Raw genomic sequence first — 16,536 nt, forward strand, 5'->3', positions numbered from 1 at the left:
CGGGACACGGACCGCTCCACGAGGCGATGACGGATCAGGAAACGCTCGCCGCGCCACCTGACACCGAGCTGGTGGAAGGGGTGCGGTCCGGGGACGAGCACGCGATGGCGCAGCTGTACGAGCGCCACCGCGCGGACGCGCTGCGCGTGGCCAGGATCGTCAGCCAGGACACCGACGCCGACGACCTCGCCGCCGAGGCGTTCGCGCGCGTGATCACCAAGATCACCGAGGGCGGCGGCCCCACGTCGGGCTTCCGGCCCTACCTCCACACGGTCATCCGCAACCTGAACATCGAGCGCCGTCGGCAGGCGGGCCGCGAGCAGGCCGCGTCCGACAAGCCGTGGCTCCTCGACTCGACCGACGAAGCCGAGCCCGAGGTCTTCGACGAGGTCGACGCCGACCGCGCGGCGCGCGCCCTTCGCTCGCTGCCCGACAACTGGCAGCAGCTGCTGTGGAAGCTCGACGTCCAGGGCAGCAAGCCGGCCGAGGTCGCCCGTGAGCTGGAGATCCCCGTCGCCTCGGTCTCGAGCACCGTCTACCGTGCGCGCGAGGGCCTGCGCGTGGCGTACCTCGACCAGCACGTCCCGCGCGCCGACGACGGTCAGTGCGCGTGGACGCGCGCACGCCTCAGCCGCCTCGCCCGGGGCAGCCTGACGTCGCGGGCGACCGCGAAGGTCCACCTCCACCTCAACCAGTGCGCCGAGTGCGCCGCGCTCTACGACGACCTCCACCGGCTCAACACGAAGCTGGGCGCCTTCGTCTGGCCCCTCGTGCTCGCGGGTGGCGTCTCCGCCGGTGGGTTCCCGTGGTCGGTCGGCGCCGCCGCTTCGCCCACGCCCTCGGGCCAGTCGTCCGGTGTGGGTGGCGGTGCGGGGGCGAGCATCGGCACGAGCGTCGGCGGAGTCGTCGCGGGTGCACCCGTGGCCGCGGTCGCCGCGGGGATCGTGGGCCTCGTCGCCGTCGTGGCGGCCGGTGTTCTCTGGCTGACCAGCAGCTCGGCCGAGCCGTCCCCGCCCCGGGTCGCGACGCCTGCGCTCGCACCGGTGGACCAGGAGCGCCCAGCGAAGCCGGAGGTCCTCCCGACGGACGGACCCCAGGCGCTGCTCGCGACGCCGCTCGGCGTGACTCAGCTGCCGTCCGATGGCGATCCGACGACGTCCGCGCCCACCAATCCGCCTCCGTCGGACGAGCCGGCGCCGGAGACCAGCCCCGAGCCCACGCCGGAGCCCTCGCCCCAGCCGACGGAGCCCCAGCCGACCGAGCCGGAGCCCACGGAGGAGCCGCCGGTCGAGCCGGTCGACCTCGGTGTCGGCGAGCCCACCGTGGTGGCGACGGGCGAGGAGCTCTACTGGGAGCTGACCGTCCCGATCCTCGCCCAGGAGGGCGCGGCGGCCGAGTCGTTCACGCTGAGCGTCGACCTGACCATGAACGACGTGACCGGATTCGTGGAGCGGCGCTCGGCCGGGTGGAGCTGCGGCCCCATCGAGGAGGGCGGCTCGAACGGCGACCCGTACTTCTTCGACACCGTGACGTGCGACTACACGTACCAGCCGGGTCAGGCCGTGACGCCGCTGCAGCTCGTGCTCATGGCCGTCGAGCCCTCGGGAACCGCCACCGTCCGCGGCGCCGGCAACGCCGACCCCGACGCCTCGTCGGACTCGCGCCAGTTCTGACCGGCGGCGTCAGCCCCGCGTCGCCCCCAAGCCCCCCGACCCAACTTTTGTGACGCTGCTCGGCCGTCAGAGCTCACACAGAGCGAATCGCGTCACAAAAGTTGGGTCGGGGGTGAGCGCGCCGAGTCGGTCGGGTCAGCGGAGGGGCTGACCCGCCTCCCGTTGGTCCTCACCCAGGGCGGCCATGACGCCGATCAACTCCTCCTGGAGCTTCGGGCCGAGCTCGCCCCACCCCTTCTCGTAGCCGTAGAGGTCGCGCAGGGACTCCGATGAGCGCTGGCCGTCGAGGATGTCGATGTCGTCGGCGGTCATCATCCCCGGGTGCACCACGCCCACGGCCTCGGAGACCTTGAGCAGGTCGCGGCGCAGGGCCAGGACGTAGCTGGCGAGCCGGTCCTTCTTCGACGTCGGGTCCAGCCCGCGGGTGTAGCGCGGGTTCTGCGTCGCGACGCCGACCGGGCAGTGGTCGGTGTGGCACTTCTGGGCCTGGATGCAGCCGATCGACAGCATCGCCTCGCGACCGACGTTGACCATGTCGGCGCCCAGCGCGAAGGCCACCAGCGCGTTCTCGGTGAGGCCGAGCTTGCCCGCGCCGATGAACGTGAGGTCGTCGGTCAGCCCCGCCACCGCGAAGCGCTTGTAGACCTCGGTGAACGCGATCCGGAACGGGTAGGCGACCGAGTCCGCGAAGATCATCGGCGCCGCGCCCGTGCCGCCCTCGCCGCCGTCGATGTTGACGAAGTCGACCCCGCGCTCACGGGGTCCCATGAGCTCGATGAGCTCGTCCCAGAACTCCATGTTCCCGACCGCCGACTTGATGCCCACCGGGAGTCCCGTGGCGTCGGCGACGGTCTCGACGAAGTCGAGCATCGAGTCCACGTCGTCGAAGGCGGTGTGGCGGCTCGGCGAGGCGCAGTCCACCCCCTCGGGGATGCCGCGGATCTCGGCGATCGTCCGGTCGACCTTGGCGCCCGGGAGCATGCCGCCGAGGCCGGGCTTGGCCCCCTGCGAGAGCTTGATCTCGATGGCGCGCACCGGGGCCGACTGCACGAGGTCGACGAGCCGGCCGAGGTCGAACCGCCCCTGCTCGTCGCGGCAGCCGAAGTAGGCAGTGCCGATCTGGAAGACGAGGTCGCCGCCGTGACGGTGCGCCGGCGCGATCGACCCCTCCCCCGTGTTCTGCATGCACCCGGCGATGGCCGCGCCCGCGTTGAGCGCCTGGATGGCGGGTGCGGAGAGGGCGCCGAAGCTCATCCCCGAGATGTTGACCACCGAGGCGGGACGGAAGGCGTGCCGCCGGCCGCGTGGCCCACCGAGCACCTTCGCGGAGGGCAGCGGCATCCCCTCGCTGCCGTGCGGCGCGGTGGTGGCGCCGGGGCCGGAGAACGTGCGGTGCTTGATGATCGGGTAGCCGACGACGCGCTCGATGTCGTTGTCGGTGCCGAACCCGAAGTAGCTGTTCTCGCCCTTGGCGCTGGCGTAGACCCAGCGCCGCTGGTCACGCGAGAACGGGCGCTCCTCGTCGTTGCTCGTGACGATGTACTGGCGCAGCTCGGGACCGACCGTCTCGACCCAGTAGCGGAAGTGTCCGAGGACGGGGAAGTTGCGCAGGATCGCGTGCTTCTTCTGCGTGAGGTCGTAGGCGACCACGCCGCCGAGAGCGGCGGCCGCCAGCCCCGCGAGACCCGCACCCGCCCGTGTGACTGGTTCCATCCCTCAGGTCTAACCCCCCGCGTGCCCGCTGTCGACTCGACCGGGAAGCGGCGTCAGTCCTCGTCGACGGGCTCGCCGGTCGGGTCGTCCTGCCGGACGTCGAGGTGGGCGCCGCCCACGGGACCCTCGGGCCAGCCCACGAGGGTCCATCCGTTCCGCGGATCGCCCTGGACCTCGACCAGGCCCGTGTTCGGCAGCGGCGACCGCTCGACGAAGTCGACGTCGATCCCTCCCACCCTCGCGCTGGTCCACGCGCGGATGGCGGCACCGTGCGACACGGCCAGCACCGTCTCGGCGCCCGATCGCGCGATGTCGGCGATCGCGGCGTCGTAGCGGTCGAGGAACTCGTGCCCGTCCTCGCCGCCGGGCATCCGCGCCGCCAGCCGTCCCCGCGCCCAGGCGAAGGCCGTGTGGAGGTAGGTCAGGTGGGCGTCGTGGTGACCGGCCATCTCGAGGTCGCCCGCGCCGATCTCACGCAGGCCCTCCAGCGAGGTCGGCTCGAGCGAGCTGGCCGCCGCCAGCGGCGTGGCCGTCAGGGTCGTGCGCCGCAGGTTCGAGACGAAAACGGCGTCGATCGCTCGCTCACCGAGGGCATCCGGGACGGCCTCGGCCTGACGGATTCCCAACGGGGTCAGCTCGGCACCCGGCGCCGCGGTGTCGAGCAGCCCGCGCACGTTGGACGGCGTCTGGCCGTGGCGCAGCAGCAGGAGTCGCATGGCTCCACCCTGTCACCCGCCACCTGCCACTTTTGGAACGGGATCGACGTGCGGAGCGCCCCGCGAGGTTGATTCCGTTCCAAAAGTGGCGAGGGCGGCGCTGGACTAGACCTTCGCGCGGCCGCTGTCGACGTGCTCGGGAACGATGCCGCCGTCGGGGGCGCCGGGCCCGTGGCGCAGCTCGAGGTCACGCCCTCGCAACCGCTCGCCACAGTCAGAGCACGTGAGCTCGGCGTGGGCGACGTGGCCGCACGTGGCATGGACGATCTCCACCGGAGCGCCCTCGGGAGCGAGCCAGCGGTCGCCCCACTGGCGCAGCATCGTGATGACGGGCCACAGGTCGCGGCCCTTCTGCGTGAGGACGTACTCGAACCGCGGCGGCCGCTCCGAGTACTGCACCTCCTCGAGGATCCCGTGCTCCACCAGCGTCTGGAGCCGGGCGGACAGGACGTTCCGGGCGATGCCCAGGCGCGACTGGAACTGCTCGAACCGGGTCACGCCCATGAGGGCATCGCGCAGGATGAGCGGGGTCCACCACTCGCCGATCACCTCGAGGCTCTGGGCGATCGAACAGTTCATCTCGGAGAAGCTGCTGCGGCGCATGACCCCAGCCTAGTCGGTTGCGTCATGCAACGCACTAGGTCTACAGTCCGTTTCGTGACACAACTGACCACGCGGACGACCTCGCCCCGCGCCGTGATGGCGGTCGTCGCCGTGGGCGTGCTGCTGTCCGGATTCGACCTGTTCATCGTCAACGTCGCGCTGAACGACATCGCCGCCTCGATCGGCGAGAGCGACCTCGCGAACCTGTCGTGGATCCTGAACGCCTACGCGATCACCTTCGCCGCACTGCTCGTGCCGGCCGGGCGGATCAGCGATCTCATCGGCAGCAAGAACGGGTTCCTGGCCGGCCTCCTGGTGTTCACGCTCGCGTCCGCCGCGTGCGCGTTCAGCCCCGACCTCGGCACGCTCGTGGCGTTCCGGATCGTGCAGGCCGCGGGCGCGGCCCTCATGATCCCCTCGTCGCTGGGCCTGGTGCTGACCTCCTTCCCGGCCGAGAGCCGCGCGGGCGCGGTGCGGCTGTGGGCCGGTCTCGGCGGCGTCGGCGCCGCGCTCGGCCCCGTGGTCGGAGGCGTCCTCGTGCAGGCCGACTGGCGGTGGATCTTCCTGGTCAACGTCCCGCTGGGCATCGCGGCGGCGGTCGTCGGCTGGCGCGTGCTGCCCGCCACCACCGGGCATCCCGGCCGGCGCCCGGGCCTCGTCGGAGCCCTGCTCCTGGTGACCACCGTCGCCACTCTCGTCCTCCTCCTGGTCGACGGCTCCGAGTGGGGCTGGACCTCCACGCGGACCCTGACGGTCGCCGCGATCGTGGTGCTCGGGATCGCGCTCAACGCGTGGGCCGTGGCGCGGTCCGCGGACCCGATCGTGAGCCTCACCCTGCTCCGGGCCCCGCACTTCGCCTCGATGAGCCTCACCCTCCTGGCGTTCCACGTGGCGTTCGGCGCCATGCTGCTGTCCGTCGTGCTGTGGCTGCAGGACGTGTGGGGCCTCTCCGCGCTCCAGACCGGCCTGGGCATCGCGCCCGGTCCGCTCCTGGTGCCCTTCGTGGCGGTGTACGGCGCCCGGTTCGTGTCGACGATCGGCCCCCGGGCCGCGATCGCGCTCGGCACGGTCGTGTTCGCCGTGGGCGTGGCGTCGTGGGCGGTGCTCGCCGGCCCCTCCACCTTGTACGCCGCGACGATCCTCCCCGGCATGCTGCTCACCGGCGTCGGCGTCGGACTGGTCGTGCCGTCGTCCATGGTGCTGGGCTGCAGCGCGCTGCCACCGGACCAGAGCAGCACCGGCTCGGCCGTCCTGCAGACCGCGCGCCAGGTCGGCATCGCGGTGGGCGTCGCCGCCCTCGTCGCCGTCCTCACGGCGCAACCGGCGGGTGCCGACGCCTTCGCGGTCGCCTGGTGGATGACCGCCGGCTTCGCCCTCGCGGCGAGCCTCACCGCGATCGGACGGCCCACGCGATGACCGCCGTGATCGCCGACGTGCTCGACGGCGCGCACGACATCGACCTCCAGCCGTTCAACGGGTTCGGCGGTCTGCAGGGCGGGGTCGTCGCAGCGATCATGCTGCGCGAGATGCGCGCCGTGGCGTCGCCCGACCTCGTCCCCATCGAGCTGACCGCGCACGTCGTGCGACCCGTCACCGAGCGCCTTCGGGTGCGGCCCGAGCTGACGCACGACGGGCGCTCCACGAAGCTCACCAGCGCGACGGCCACGTCAGGCGGCAAGACCGCAGCGGTGGCCACCGCGGTGCTCGCGGCTCCGCGCCGTCCGGACGTGCCGACGGATCCGGGGCGCCCACCCGTCGTGGACTTCCCGCTCGAGGAGGCGCGACGCTTCGTGGTGCCGCCCGAGTTCGTGCCGATCAGCACCCGGATCGAGATCCGGCCCGCCACTGCTCCCCTGCCGTTCTCCGGCTCCTCGGAGCCGAACCTGAGCGCGTGGATCCGCATCAACGAACGCGTCGAGGACCCGTGGGAGCGGCTGCTCATCCTCTCCGACGCCCTGGCCCCGTCGTTCGCGGCGGTCGTCAGCGAGATGCGCCGGATCCCCACCGTGCGCACCACCGTCCGGTTCACGCCCGAGGTGGCCACCGAGGAGGTGGACTGGGTGCTCGTCGACTCCACCACGGTCGACGCGAGCGGCGACGGCTGGCTCACCGAGGACATCCGCATCTGGACCCCCGACGGCGTGCCGCTGGCGACGTCGTCGCAGCTGCGAACCCTCCGCTAGCGGGTCCACCGCGGACTAGGCTCGCGGGCGTGAGCACGCGTGACTCGTTCGGCTTCGCCGCGATCGTCGGAAGTCTCGCCGGCGCGGCCCTCGCCTCCCGGCGCGGCACCCGTGCGGTCGTGGCCTCCTCGATGGCCGGAGGAGCCGCACTCGCGGCGTCCGAGGCCGTCGCCCGCGCCCGCCAGGGCAAGGACGAGATCCCGGCGCTGTGGCAGCGGATCGCCGTGAGCGCGGCGCTCGCCGCCCCGCTCGGCTCGGCCGCGGAGCGCGCGGGAGCCGGACCGAGGACGATCGGCACGGTCACCGGTGCCGCGATCGGCGCACTCGGCCTGCGACCGCAGAAGGTGGTGATGGGCCCCGTCGTCGGCGCGGCAATGGGCCAGGCCCTGCACCGCGGAGGGGCCTCCGGGGCACTGGCGGCCGCCGTGACGGTCGTGGCCCAGCGCAGCCTCTCGGCTCTGATCTTCCGCGACCCGCAGGTGAGCCTGCTGGCCGAGCGCGCCCGCGCCGCCGACCTGCCGTTCGTGGTCCCGCGTCCTGCCCGGTCGAGGTTCGTCGGCACCGACTACGTCCGGGCCCTCGCCGAGGAGCTCGGCGGGACCTACACGGCGGACCACCCCGACACGGGCATCGTCGCCTCGCTCGATGCCCTGGCCGGCCCCGACTTCGACCCGCAGCACGTCGATCCGCTCGTGCGGGAGTTCTACGAGCACACCACCCGGTTCGCGCTCGACATCGTCCCGCGGTGGCGCGCCTGGGTCCGGCCCGGCTACCTGCTCTACCGCCGCCTGGTCGCGCGGCCGCTGGGCCAGGCCAGCATGCCGATGAACCAGCGCGAGGCCCAGCGCGGCATCCGCAGCCGCATCGACACGATCTCGGGCGTGGACGGCACCGTGTCCGTCCGCGGCTGGATCCGGTCGTTCGCCGACGACGACGAGCCGATCATGCTCGGCATCTACACGACCTACGCGCACGAGGGAGCGGGCTACGTCAGCGTCGGCTTCCCCCTGCCCGAGGGCAGCTTCACCGCCACCCTGCGTCCCCGCACACGACCCGACGGGGGCCTCGCCCTCACCAGCCGCGTCGACGACGGCCAGGCCGGGCACTACCTGTCCTACGTCGACACCGCCGCCGACGAGCTGACCACCCTGTCGGTGCCGGGCTTCGAGGAGGAGCTCGACGTCTTCGTCCGCGACGGCGCCCTGCGCGCCGAGCACGCGTTCCGGCTCTTCGGGTTCGGCTTCCTCGTCCTGGACTACCGGATCACCCGGAGGTCCTGATGGGCCGTTGACGCCGTGCTCGCGCGGGCGCACGGTGAACGTATGAGCACCCAGCTCGACGTGGACTACCTCGTGGTGGGCGCCGGCGCCATGGGGATGGCGTTCACCGACGCCCTGGTCGACCACGCCGACGCCCGCGTCGCCCTCGTCGACCGGCGGCACGCCGCCGGCGGTCACTGGCTCGAGGCGTACCCGTTCGTCCGGCTGCACCAGGCCTCCGCGTTCTACGGCGTCGCGTCCACCCTGCTCGGCGGCGGGCGGCTCCAGGAGAGCGGACCCGAGCGGGGCCTGCAGGAGCGCGCGACCCGCAACGAGATCTGCGGCTACTTCGAGTCGGTGCTGACGACGCTGACCGAATCTGGCCGGGTGGACCTCCTGTCCGGCTGCGAGTACGTCGGCGACCGCACGGTGGTGTCGCTGGTCTCCCGGGAACGGTTCGGCGTGCCCGAGCACTGCCGGATCGTTGACGCCCACTACCTGGCCCCGAGCATCCCCGCGGAGCAGCCGCCACCCTTCGCCGTCGAGGACGGAGCGCACGTGATCGCGGTCAACGACCTCGCCCGTCTCGAGGAGGCGCCGAGCGAGTACGTCATCGCCGGGGCGGGCAAGACCGCGACGGACGCCTGTATCTGGCTGCTGGCCCACGGTGTGGACCCCGATCGGATCACGTGGGTGCGTCCGCGCGATCCCTGGCTGTTCGACCGTGCCGTGATCCAGCCCGAGCCGGCGATCTTCCTGGGCATGGTCGCCGACCTCATGGAGACCGCCCGCGAGGCGGCATCGCCCGGGGACCTCTTCCTGCGCCTGGAGGACGCCGGGATCATGCTGCGGATCGACCGCGACGTGGCGCCCACGATGGCGAAGTGCCCCACGCTCGGCCGGTGGGAGCTGGAGCAGCTGCGCACGCTCGAGCACGTCGTCCGCCACGGCCACCTCAGATCGGTCGGCCGCGGGCGCCTCGACTTCGCCGACGCCTCCGTGCAGGTGGCGCCCGACGCCCTGGTCGTCCACTGCGCCGCGGACGGCCTCAAGTACCCGCCGCTCGTGCCGATCTGGGGCCCCGACGCGATCACGCTGCAGCCCATCCGCGCCGGCTTCCCGTGCTTCGGCGCGGCGCTCGCCGGCTACGTCGAGGCGACCCGCGACGACGACGCGGCGAAGAACCGGCTCTGCGCCCCGACTCCGTACGGCGACTCGATGCGCCAGTGGATCGCGATGACGGTCCTGGGCGGCCGCTCCGCCGCCGCGGCGACCTCGGAGGCCGACGTGAAGGCGTGGTCGAACGGGGTCGCCCTCAACCCCGCGCGCATCCCCGAGGGGTATTCGTCAGCAGCCCTGGACGACGCGCGCGAGCGCCTCGCGGCGCACGGTGTCCCGGGGATGCAACGCCTCGCCCAGCTGGTGTGACGACGCCCGCCGGCTCAGTAGCGCACGCGGTCGGCGCGGGCGAGCCACGCCGCGAACGGACGCGACGCGGCCTCCGTGCGTGCGCTGACCACGGGGACGCCCCACGTGGCGCGTTCCCGGGCGAACAGCTCGTAGAACTCCCGGTCGTCGAATCCCCCGTCGGCGGCGTCGTCGCGATCGGCGGCGTACACGACCCGGTCGACGCGTGCCCACAGCGACGCCGCGAGGCACATCGGGCACGGCTCGCACGACGCGTACAGCGTGAGCCCGGCCAGGGAGAAGTCGCCGAGCGCCCGGCCCGCCGCACGGATGGCGACGACCTCGGCGTGGGCGGTGGGGTCGAAGTCGCGCGTGACCCGGTTCTGGCCCGTGGCGACGACCTCGCCGTCACGCACCAGGAGGGCGGCGAACGGACCGCCGCCGGCCTCGACGTTCTCGACGGCGAGATCGATCGTCATGCTCAGCCAGCGCGCGTCCTCCGGGTCCGTCATGGGGCGAGCGTAAACGCTGTTCAACGCCGCTGAGTCCCTCCGGGTCCACAATGGCCAGTAGGGGCCTGTCAGCCCGACGGGTCGTGGCTCCCGGAAGGAACCGTGAGATGGCGAAATTTCTGATCTCGTTCGTCGAGGGTGCGATGCGGGTTCCCGAGGCCGACCTGCCCGAGGTGGTGAAGGCCGCTCACGCCGTGGTGGACGAGGCCAAGGACGCCGGCGTCTGGATCCTCGGCGGCGGCCTGAAGAACCACTCCGAGGCCACCGTCGTCACGCCCGAGCGCACCCTCGTCGACGGTCCCGAGCCCTCCGCGAACGGCGCCATCGCCGGTTTCGCGCTCATCGAGGTGCGGACGTACGAGGAGGCCCTGGAGTGGGCCGCCGAGATCGCGGCGGCCTGCCGGTGCGACCAAGAGGTGCGCGAGCTCCTGCCGAGCGCCCGGACCTGACCGGGTCGAGGTCGACGTCCTCGAACTCCATCTCGACGTACGTGAACCAGCCCCGCGGGTCGCGCCACCGACCCACTCCCGAGGAGACCACGTGGTGGCCCTCGTCGTCGGTGTGGCCGGCGAGCGGGGTCGACCAGGTCTGGGGGATGAACGCCGTCCCGTCGTCCGAAGCCCTGAAGCGGTCGTCGGACACGAAGTTGACGAGCCGGTCCCCGTCGAACGTGAGCACCGCCGTCACCGTCTGCCGCCCGTTCGTGAAGACGCCGCGCACCTGACGGTCGTCGACCTGGGTCCACCGGATCGGCGCGCCGACGATCGCGCCCGGCGCCAGCACCACGAGGTCGTTGAAGACCGTGACCGTCTCCCCCTGGTCGAGCTCGGGCCCTGAGGCGTCGAGCACCGTGGCCACCGAGAGCACCTTGGCCCGCATCGACGCCCGCGCCCCGGCGTAGCTGTGCAGCACGAGCACCGGCAGCGTGTACCGGCTGGCCTCCATGAGGAAGATGCGGCGCGGATCGGACCCGAACGTGTTGACCTGCTTGCCGGTGAAGTCCATCCACGGCGCGTCCGGGCCGGTGCGGATGCGACCGGTGAAGTCGGCCCGCACGCTCGTGGGGCGCGGCCGGCCGACGGCACCCGCGCTGCGGACGTAGGCCGCCACGGGCGCGGGCAGCGCGTCGAGGTCCTCCTCCGTGATCACCGGAGCGAGGGAGTCCGCCTGGGCGAGCGCCTCCTCCACCTGGTGGTGCCACTGCGCGTGGAAGCTGAACGGGCCACGCAGCAGGAACGAGTACGCGGCCACCACCAGCAGGAAGGCATTGACCACGGTGCCGGAGCCCGAGACGTCCCACGACGTCATGATCGCGACCTGCGAGACCACCGCCGCGACCACCGCCAGCAGCCACCAGCCCACCACGCGTCCGAGGGCGGCGAAGAGGGCCGTGACCAGCAGCAGCATCGCGGCGACGAGCCACAGCAGCCCCAGTCCGGTGGACTTCTCGAGGGTGGGATCCTCGGCCCACCCGAATCTCTCGGCGGCCGCCAGGAGGTGAATCAGGCCGTGGACGGTCACCAGCGCCACGACGGTCCACCGAAGGAGATTCGTCATCGAGATCACTCCCTTCCTCCACTGTCCTCCCGCAGCGGGTCACCCGCCACCGATCGCGCACCCTGTACAGCCGGGCTCCCGTCCACGACGATCGACGGGAGGACGAGAGGAGGACCGATGCCCCACTCCCCCACGTCCGGAGAGCCGGCGATCGTCGTCGACGGACTCGTCAAGCGCTTCGGTTCGTTCCCGGCACTCGACGGACTCGACCTGAGCGTCGCCACTGGGGAAGTCCACGGCTTCCTCGGCCCGAACGGAGCCGGCAAGTCCACCACGATCCGCGTCCTGCTCGGCCTGCTGCGCGCGAGCTCGGGCACCGTGCGCCTGCTCGACGGCGATCCGTGGCGCGACGTGGTCACCCTGCACCGCCGGCTCGCGTACGTGCCCGGCGACGTCGTGCTGTGGCCGGGGCTGTCGGGCGGCGAGGCGATCGACCTGCTCGGCAACCTGCGCGGCGGCCTGGACGAGCGACGACGCGCGCACCTGCTCGAGCGCTTCGAGCTGGACCCCACGAAGAAGGGACGTCAGTACTCCAAGGGCAACCGGCAGAAGGTGGCCATCGTGGCGGCGCTCGCGGCCGACGTCGAGCTGCTGATCCTCGACGAGCCGACGTCCGGCCTCGACCCGCTCATGGAGGCGGTGTTCCAGGACGAGATCGCGCAGGAGAAGGCGCGCGGCCGCACGATCCTGCTGTCGAGCCACATCATGAGCGAGGTCGAGGCACTCGCCGACCGCGTGAGCATCATCCGCGCCGGGCGGGTCGTCCAGACCGGGACGCTCGACGACCTCCGCGGGCAGACGCGTCTCACGATCAGCGCCACGCTGTCGAGCGTGCCGCACGAGCGGCTCGATGTCCTCCACGACGTTCACCTCGACGAGCACCAACGATTGACCGCCACGGTCGAGCCGGCCCGCATCAACGAGGCGATGGCCGCACTGACCGAGCTCGGGATGACGGCGCTGACGGTGTCGCCCGCATCGCTCGAGGACCTGTTCCTGCGGCAGTACGGCGACACCGGTGAGGACGCCCGATGACGACCGCCGTCAGGACTTCGCCGCTGACCGGGACCGGGACGCTGCTCAAGGTCTCGCTGCACCAGGACGCCCGCCTCATCGCGCCGTGGGTCGTGCTGATCTCGGTGCTGTCGGCGTCGTCGATCCTGGCCTATGCGTGGGTGTTCCCCGACGCCGACGACCGTCGCGCGCTGGCGGCCACACTCGGGTCGAACCCCGCCCTGTCACTCGTCTTCGGCCCGGCACGCGACCTGATGACGGCCGACGGGTTCAACGCCTGGCGTGCCGGCCAGCTGGGCGCGTTCTTCGCCGGGCTGATGGCGATCCTCATCGTGGTGCGCAACAGCCGCGCCAACGAGGACTCCGGGCAGGCCGAGCTCATCGCGTCCGGGGTGATCGCGCGTCACTCCCGACTCGCCGTCGCCGTGCTCATGGCCGCCATCGCCGCCGTCGCGCTGGGCGTGTTCTGCTTCGTCGTCACGCTGCTCTGCGGTGGTGGTGTGGTGCCGACCCTGATCCTCTCGGCCAGCTTCACCGTGTCGGCGCTGATGTTCGCGAGCGTCGCGGCGGTGACGTCGCAGCTCGCCTCCGAGGCGCGGACGGCGAGCAGCATGGCGGTGGGCACGCTCGGCGTCCTCTACGTCCTGCGCGGCTACATCGACTCGAGCGACTTCCCCGACTGGGTCACGTGGCTCACGCCGCTCGGGTGGCTCGAGGAGACCCGGCCCGCCACGGAGAACGACCCGTGGCCGCTGCTGCTGGCACTGGTCTTCGCCGTGCTGCTCGTCCTCGCGGCGTTCGTCCTGCAGGGACACCGGGACTTCGGCCAGGGCATGGTCGCCACCCGACCCGGCCCGGCACGCGCCGGGCTCGCCGGCAGCGCGTGGGGTCTGGCCTTCAGGCTCCACCGCGGCCTGCTCGCTGCCTGGTTGATCGGCTTCGCCGGGCTGGGCCTGCTCTTCGGCACCATCGCCACCTCGATCGGCGACCTCATCGCCGAGAACCCGGCCGTCGGCGTCGTGCTCGCCGCGAGCGGCGTGGGCAGCCTGACCTTCGCGTTCCTCCTGACGATCCTGCAGATCATCGCGATCATCGCCGCCGCCATGGGCGTGCAGGTCGTGCTGCGGATCCATGCCGAGGAGACGGACGTCCGGGTCGACCCGCTGCTGGCCACGCCGCTGCGGCGGCCGACCTACCTGGCCAGCAACGCGCTCGTGGCGTTCGGCTCCACGGCCGTGGCGATGCTGGTCGCGGGCACCACGCTCGGCCTCGTCGCCTCGGCGGAGGACGAGACCGTGGAGTTCGTCGACGTGGTGGCGCAGGCCGCCGCGACGATCCCGGGCGTGTGGGTGCTGGTCGCGCTCGCGCTCGCCGTGGTGGGCGCGGCACCGTCGAAGCGCCTCGTCGGCTGGCTCGGCGTGGTGGCCACCTTCGGCCTCACCATCCTCGGCCCGACGTTCAACCTGTGGGACTGGGTGCTCGACATCAGCCCGCTGCGCCACGTCCCCGACGTGACGTCCGCGTCGCCGGAGTGGAGCGGCCTGGCCTGGCTCGTCGGCTTCATCGCCGTGTTCACCACCATCGGCTTCGCCGGCTTCCGCCGGCGTGACATCGACAGCACCTGACAGGAGAGTCCATGCCCTTCCTCGGCCGGTTCCCCGCCCTTCCCCGGGTCCTCAACCCGTACATGCTGCCGCTCGCGAGAAAGGTGCCCCCGCTGGTGGTGCTGCGGCACTTCGGCCGGCGCACCGGCCGCACGTTCGAGGCGCCGGTGCTGGCCTTCGCCACGGGTCGGGGCCACATCGTGGCGCTCACCTACGGGCACGACCCGAACTGGGCGCTCAACCTGCTCGCAGCAGGCCAGGGTGAGATGGTCCGCGCCGGACGCAGGTACGTGATCTCCGACCCGCGCAGGCGCACCGACGCCCACGCCGACGTGCCCGCGCCTATCGCCGCGATCCTGCGCGCCATGGACGTCCACGACTTCCTCGAGTTCACGACGACTCCGCTCTGATCGGTCACATCCGGCACGTCCCGATCGTCAACGGGGTGAACGAACGAGATGGAAGGGTGGACGCCGTGGAGCAGACCGAACAGTTCGAGGCGGAGCGACCACGCCTCGTCGCGGTCGCCGGGCGCGTGCTCGGCGACCCGGCCGAGGCGCAGGACATCGTCCAGCAGGCGTGGCTGCGCCTGCACCGCAACGAGACCCCGATCGACGACCTGCCCGCCTGGCTGACCACCGTCACCACGCGGCTCTGCCTCGACCGGCTGAAGTCCCGCACCCCGGTGCCGTGGGAGGACGTCGACCCCGGCGAGACCGAGGGCGACCCGGCCGACGACGTCGCTCTGGCCGACACCGTCGGGATCGCGCTCAGCGTCGTGCTCGAGCGGCTGGCCCCGCGCGAGCGGGTCGCCTTCGTGCTGCACGACAGCTTCGGCTTCGAGTTCGGCACGATCGCCGCGGTCCTGGACACCACGCCGGCGGCGGCGCGCAAGCTCGCCTCGCGCGCCCGCGCCAAGGTGACCCAGCCGCGGCCCGAGGACAGCCTCACCGACTGGGAGGTCGTGGACGCGTTCATGGCCGCGGCGAGGAACGGCGAGTTCGACCGCCTGCTGCAGCTGCTGGCGCCCGACGCGCTCGTCTCGGCGGACGACGCGGCGATCCTGGTCGGCACGCCCGAGCGCATCGAGGGGCGCGGCGAGGTGGCCGCGTTCTTCAACGGCAGCGCCCACGCGGCCCTGCCCGTCTTCGTCGAGGACCGGCCCGGCACCGCGTGGTTCCTCAAGGGAGCCGCGCAGGTCGTCTTCGACTTCACCGTCCGCGACGGCCTCGTGCAGGCCATCACGTTCCGCGCCGCCCCCGAGGTGCTGGAGACGGTGCAGCGCCGCGACGGCGCAGATCCCCGGGGCTGATCGGTCACACCGACGCCCTCCCACTCGTCAGACAGATGAAGGCCCAACGAAGGAGAACACCATGAAGACCATGACCTGCCGCGACCTCGGCGGACCCTGCGACCACGCCCACCGCGGCGAGGACGCCGACGCCGTGATCAATGCCCAGGACAAGCACCTGAAGGCCGCCGAGAAGGCCGGTGACGCCACTCACCAGGAGGCGCGCGACGCCATGAAGGGGCGTTGGCGCCACCCGAAGAAGTCGCTCGGTTGGTACAACGACATGAAGAAGAAGTTCGCCGAGCTGCCCGAGGACTGACGCGGGTCACGCAGTCACGATCTCGGACTCGCCCGGGAGGGTGGGGCCGTCCGGCCCTCGGAACGCCAGCGGCAGTCCCCTGGCCACGTTCCACTCGAGGCTGTCCGTCACCTGGAGGTGCACGTGCGGCTGGGTGCTGTTGCCCGAGTTGCCGCAGGCGCCCACCGCGCGGCCCTCGACGACCTCGTCACCGGCGGCCACCCGTACCGACCCCTGCCGCAGGTGCGCGAGCAGGACGAACGGTCCACCCTCCCCCACCGCGATCACCAGGTGGTTGCCGGCGATCGCCGCGGCACCGCCCCGCACGCGCCGCGCCTGCGTGAGGGCATACCCGAGCAGCGTCGGCGCGGACCGTCGCGCCTCGTGGTCGGGCTCGCCGTCGTGGGCGATCACCACACGACCCGAGCACGGCGCCAGGATCGGGCGGCCGAACCCGACGAAGCCCTCGGGAGGCTCGGTGGCCACCGCCGCGCGCCAGCTCCACGGCGCGGACCTGCCCCGCTCGTCCACCGCGATGAAGTCGATCGCGTAGGTCGTCCCCATCAGGTGGGTGCCGTGGCTCGGCACGCGCCGCGCGGGGCTGTTGCGGGCCAGCCACCGGCCGGTGAAGGGATACGCCAGCTCGATGGGCGCGACCTGACCGTCCGTCATGACTTCCACTCTGGCACCTGGCGCGTGCACCATG

Annotated in this window: 17 protein-coding genes; 11 read left to right on the plus strand and 6 right to left on the minus strand. The window is 72.3% G+C overall.

Annotated features, from left to right (window positions below; all coding sequences use genetic code 11):
- Window positions 1-26: 26 nt before the first annotated feature.
- Window positions 27-1,673 (plus strand): sigma-70 family RNA polymerase sigma factor, encoded by a 1,647-nt coding sequence (locus ACY1JX_RS05215; protein ID WP_462565434.1) that lies wholly within the window; start codon window positions 27-29, stop codon window positions 1,671-1,673.
- Between the two features lie 135 nt (window positions 1,674-1,808).
- Here the strand turns inward: ACY1JX_RS05215 and ACY1JX_RS05220 are convergent, their stop codons facing one another.
- From ACY1JX_RS05220 to ACY1JX_RS05230, 3 genes are all read right to left on the minus strand, one after another.
- The gene (locus ACY1JX_RS05220) at window positions 1,809-3,386 is read right to left on the minus strand and encodes a glutamate synthase-related protein (protein ID WP_462565435.1); all 1,578 of its coding nucleotides are present in this window, start codon (window positions 3,384-3,386) and stop codon (window positions 1,809-1,811) included.
- Window positions 3,387-3,439: 53 nt separating this feature from the next.
- Window positions 3,440-4,102 (minus strand): histidine phosphatase family protein, encoded by a 663-nt coding sequence (locus tag ACY1JX_RS05225; RefSeq protein ID WP_286929595.1) that lies wholly within the window; start codon window positions 4,100-4,102, stop codon window positions 3,440-3,442.
- Window positions 4,103-4,207: 105 nt separating this feature from the next.
- The gene (locus tag ACY1JX_RS05230; protein ID WP_462565436.1) at window positions 4,208-4,705 is read right to left on the minus strand and encodes a winged helix-turn-helix transcriptional regulator; all 498 of its coding nucleotides are present in this window, start codon (window positions 4,703-4,705) and stop codon (window positions 4,208-4,210) included.
- Window positions 4,706-4,759: 54 nt separating this feature from the next.
- Between ACY1JX_RS05230 and ACY1JX_RS05235 the strand changes: the two genes are divergently transcribed.
- From ACY1JX_RS05235 to ACY1JX_RS05250, 4 genes are read left to right on the plus strand one after another with little or no spacing between them, the layout of a single operon-like run.
- Window positions 4,760-6,121 carry an MFS transporter gene (locus ACY1JX_RS05235; protein ID WP_462565437.1) on the plus strand — a complete coding sequence of 454 codons (1,362 nt, stop codon included), beginning with the start codon at window positions 4,760-4,762 and terminating at the stop codon, window positions 6,119-6,121.
- Entirely contained in the window at window positions 6,118-6,888 is a 771-nt protein-coding gene (locus ACY1JX_RS05240) for an acyl-CoA thioesterase (RefSeq protein WP_462565438.1), read from the plus strand. Before ACY1JX_RS05235 ends, ACY1JX_RS05240 begins: the two co-directional genes overlap by 4 nt.
- A 29-nt stretch (window positions 6,889-6,917) precedes the next feature.
- Entirely contained in the window at window positions 6,918-8,168 is a 1,251-nt protein-coding gene (locus tag ACY1JX_RS05245) for a hypothetical protein (protein WP_462565439.1), read from the plus strand.
- A 42-nt stretch (window positions 8,169-8,210) separates the two neighbouring features.
- A complete protein-coding gene (locus ACY1JX_RS05250) occupies window positions 8,211-9,575 on the plus strand; it encodes an NAD(P)-binding protein (RefSeq protein WP_462565440.1) in 1,365 nt (454 codons plus the stop codon).
- Window positions 9,576-9,589: 14 nt separating this feature from the next.
- Here the strand turns inward: ACY1JX_RS05250 and ACY1JX_RS05255 are convergent, their stop codons facing one another.
- Window positions 9,590-10,066, minus strand: coding sequence for a nucleoside deaminase (locus ACY1JX_RS05255; RefSeq protein ID WP_462565441.1), 477 nt, complete (start codon window positions 10,064-10,066; stop codon window positions 9,590-9,592).
- 107 nt (window positions 10,067-10,173) lie between these two features.
- Here ACY1JX_RS05255 and ACY1JX_RS05260 point away from each other — a divergent pair, with 107 nt between their 5' ends.
- On the plus strand, window positions 10,174-10,515 hold the full coding sequence (locus tag ACY1JX_RS05260) for a YciI family protein (RefSeq protein ID WP_462565442.1): 342 nt from the start codon (window positions 10,174-10,176) through the stop codon (window positions 10,513-10,515).
- On the opposite strand, the gene ACY1JX_RS05265 is transcribed toward ACY1JX_RS05260, so the two are convergent.
- The gene (locus ACY1JX_RS05265; RefSeq protein WP_462565443.1) at window positions 10,406-11,623 is read right to left on the minus strand and encodes a DUF6544 family protein; all 1,218 of its coding nucleotides are present in this window, start codon (window positions 11,621-11,623) and stop codon (window positions 10,406-10,408) included. The genes ACY1JX_RS05260 and ACY1JX_RS05265 overlap by 110 nt on opposite strands.
- 117 nt (window positions 11,624-11,740) lie before the next feature.
- Here ACY1JX_RS05265 and ACY1JX_RS05270 point away from each other — a divergent pair, with 117 nt between their 5' ends.
- From ACY1JX_RS05270 to ACY1JX_RS05290, 5 genes are all read left to right on the plus strand, one after another.
- Entirely contained in the window at window positions 11,741-12,658 is a 918-nt protein-coding gene (locus ACY1JX_RS05270) for an ABC transporter ATP-binding protein (RefSeq protein ID WP_462565444.1), read from the plus strand.
- A complete protein-coding gene (locus ACY1JX_RS05275) occupies window positions 12,655-14,262 on the plus strand; it encodes an ABC transporter permease (protein WP_462565445.1) in 1,608 nt (535 codons plus the stop codon). Before ACY1JX_RS05270 ends, ACY1JX_RS05275 begins: the two co-directional genes overlap by 4 nt.
- Window positions 14,263-14,273: 11 nt before the next feature.
- A complete protein-coding gene (locus ACY1JX_RS05280) occupies window positions 14,274-14,651 on the plus strand; it encodes a PNPOx family protein (protein ID WP_462565446.1) in 378 nt (125 codons plus the stop codon).
- Window positions 14,652-14,716: 65 nt separating this feature from the next.
- Window positions 14,717-15,553: a sigma-70 family RNA polymerase sigma factor gene (locus ACY1JX_RS05285; RefSeq protein WP_462565447.1), complete on the plus strand. Its 837-nt coding sequence runs from the start codon at window positions 14,717-14,719 to the stop codon at window positions 15,551-15,553.
- Between the two features lie 61 nt (window positions 15,554-15,614).
- On the plus strand, window positions 15,615-15,851 hold the full coding sequence (locus tag ACY1JX_RS05290) for a hypothetical protein (RefSeq protein ID WP_181755238.1): 237 nt from the start codon (window positions 15,615-15,617) through the stop codon (window positions 15,849-15,851).
- Between the two features lie 6 nt (window positions 15,852-15,857).
- Here the strand turns inward: ACY1JX_RS05290 and ACY1JX_RS05295 are convergent, their stop codons facing one another.
- A complete protein-coding gene (locus tag ACY1JX_RS05295; protein WP_462565448.1) occupies window positions 15,858-16,502 on the minus strand; it encodes a M23 family metallopeptidase in 645 nt (214 codons plus the stop codon).
- Window positions 16,503-16,536: the final 34 nt, after the last annotated feature.

The sequence above is a fragment of the Aeromicrobium sp. JP4 genome, assembly GCF_054957925.1.

What these genes read in the sequence shown, in the direction of transcription:
- ACY1JX_RS05215 (WP_462565434.1), top strand. Translation starts at nt 27, where the DNA reads ATGACGGATCAGGAAACGCTCGCCGCGCCACCTGACACCGAGCTGGTG.
- ACY1JX_RS05220 (WP_462565435.1), bottom strand. Translation starts at nt 3,386, where the DNA reads ATGGAACCAGTCACACGGGCGGGTGCGGGTCTCGCGGGGCTGGCGGCC.
- ACY1JX_RS05225 (WP_286929595.1), bottom strand. Translation starts at nt 4,102, where the DNA reads ATGCGACTCCTGCTGCTGCGCCACGGCCAGACGCCGTCCAACGTGCGC.
- ACY1JX_RS05230 (WP_462565436.1), bottom strand. Translation starts at nt 4,705, where the DNA reads ATGCGCCGCAGCAGCTTCTCCGAGATGAACTGTTCGATCGCCCAGAGC.
- ACY1JX_RS05240 (WP_462565438.1), top strand. Translation starts at nt 6,118, where the DNA reads ATGACCGCCGTGATCGCCGACGTGCTCGACGGCGCGCACGACATCGAC.
- ACY1JX_RS05250 (WP_462565440.1), top strand. Translation starts at nt 8,211, where the DNA reads ATGAGCACCCAGCTCGACGTGGACTACCTCGTGGTGGGCGCCGGCGCC.
- ACY1JX_RS05255 (WP_462565441.1), bottom strand. Translation starts at nt 10,066, where the DNA reads ATGACGGACCCGGAGGACGCGCGCTGGCTGAGCATGACGATCGATCTC.
- ACY1JX_RS05260 (WP_462565442.1), top strand. Translation starts at nt 10,174, where the DNA reads ATGGCGAAATTTCTGATCTCGTTCGTCGAGGGTGCGATGCGGGTTCCC.
- ACY1JX_RS05265 (WP_462565443.1), bottom strand. Translation starts at nt 11,623, where the DNA reads ATGACGAATCTCCTTCGGTGGACCGTCGTGGCGCTGGTGACCGTCCAC.
- ACY1JX_RS05270 (WP_462565444.1), top strand. Translation starts at nt 11,741, where the DNA reads ATGCCCCACTCCCCCACGTCCGGAGAGCCGGCGATCGTCGTCGACGGA.
- ACY1JX_RS05275 (WP_462565445.1), top strand. Translation starts at nt 12,655, where the DNA reads ATGACGACCGCCGTCAGGACTTCGCCGCTGACCGGGACCGGGACGCTG.
- ACY1JX_RS05280 (WP_462565446.1), top strand. Translation starts at nt 14,274, where the DNA reads ATGCCCTTCCTCGGCCGGTTCCCCGCCCTTCCCCGGGTCCTCAACCCG.
- ACY1JX_RS05290 (WP_181755238.1), top strand. Translation starts at nt 15,615, where the DNA reads ATGAAGACCATGACCTGCCGCGACCTCGGCGGACCCTGCGACCACGCC.
- ACY1JX_RS05295 (WP_462565448.1), bottom strand. Translation starts at nt 16,502, where the DNA reads ATGACGGACGGTCAGGTCGCGCCCATCGAGCTGGCGTATCCCTTCACC.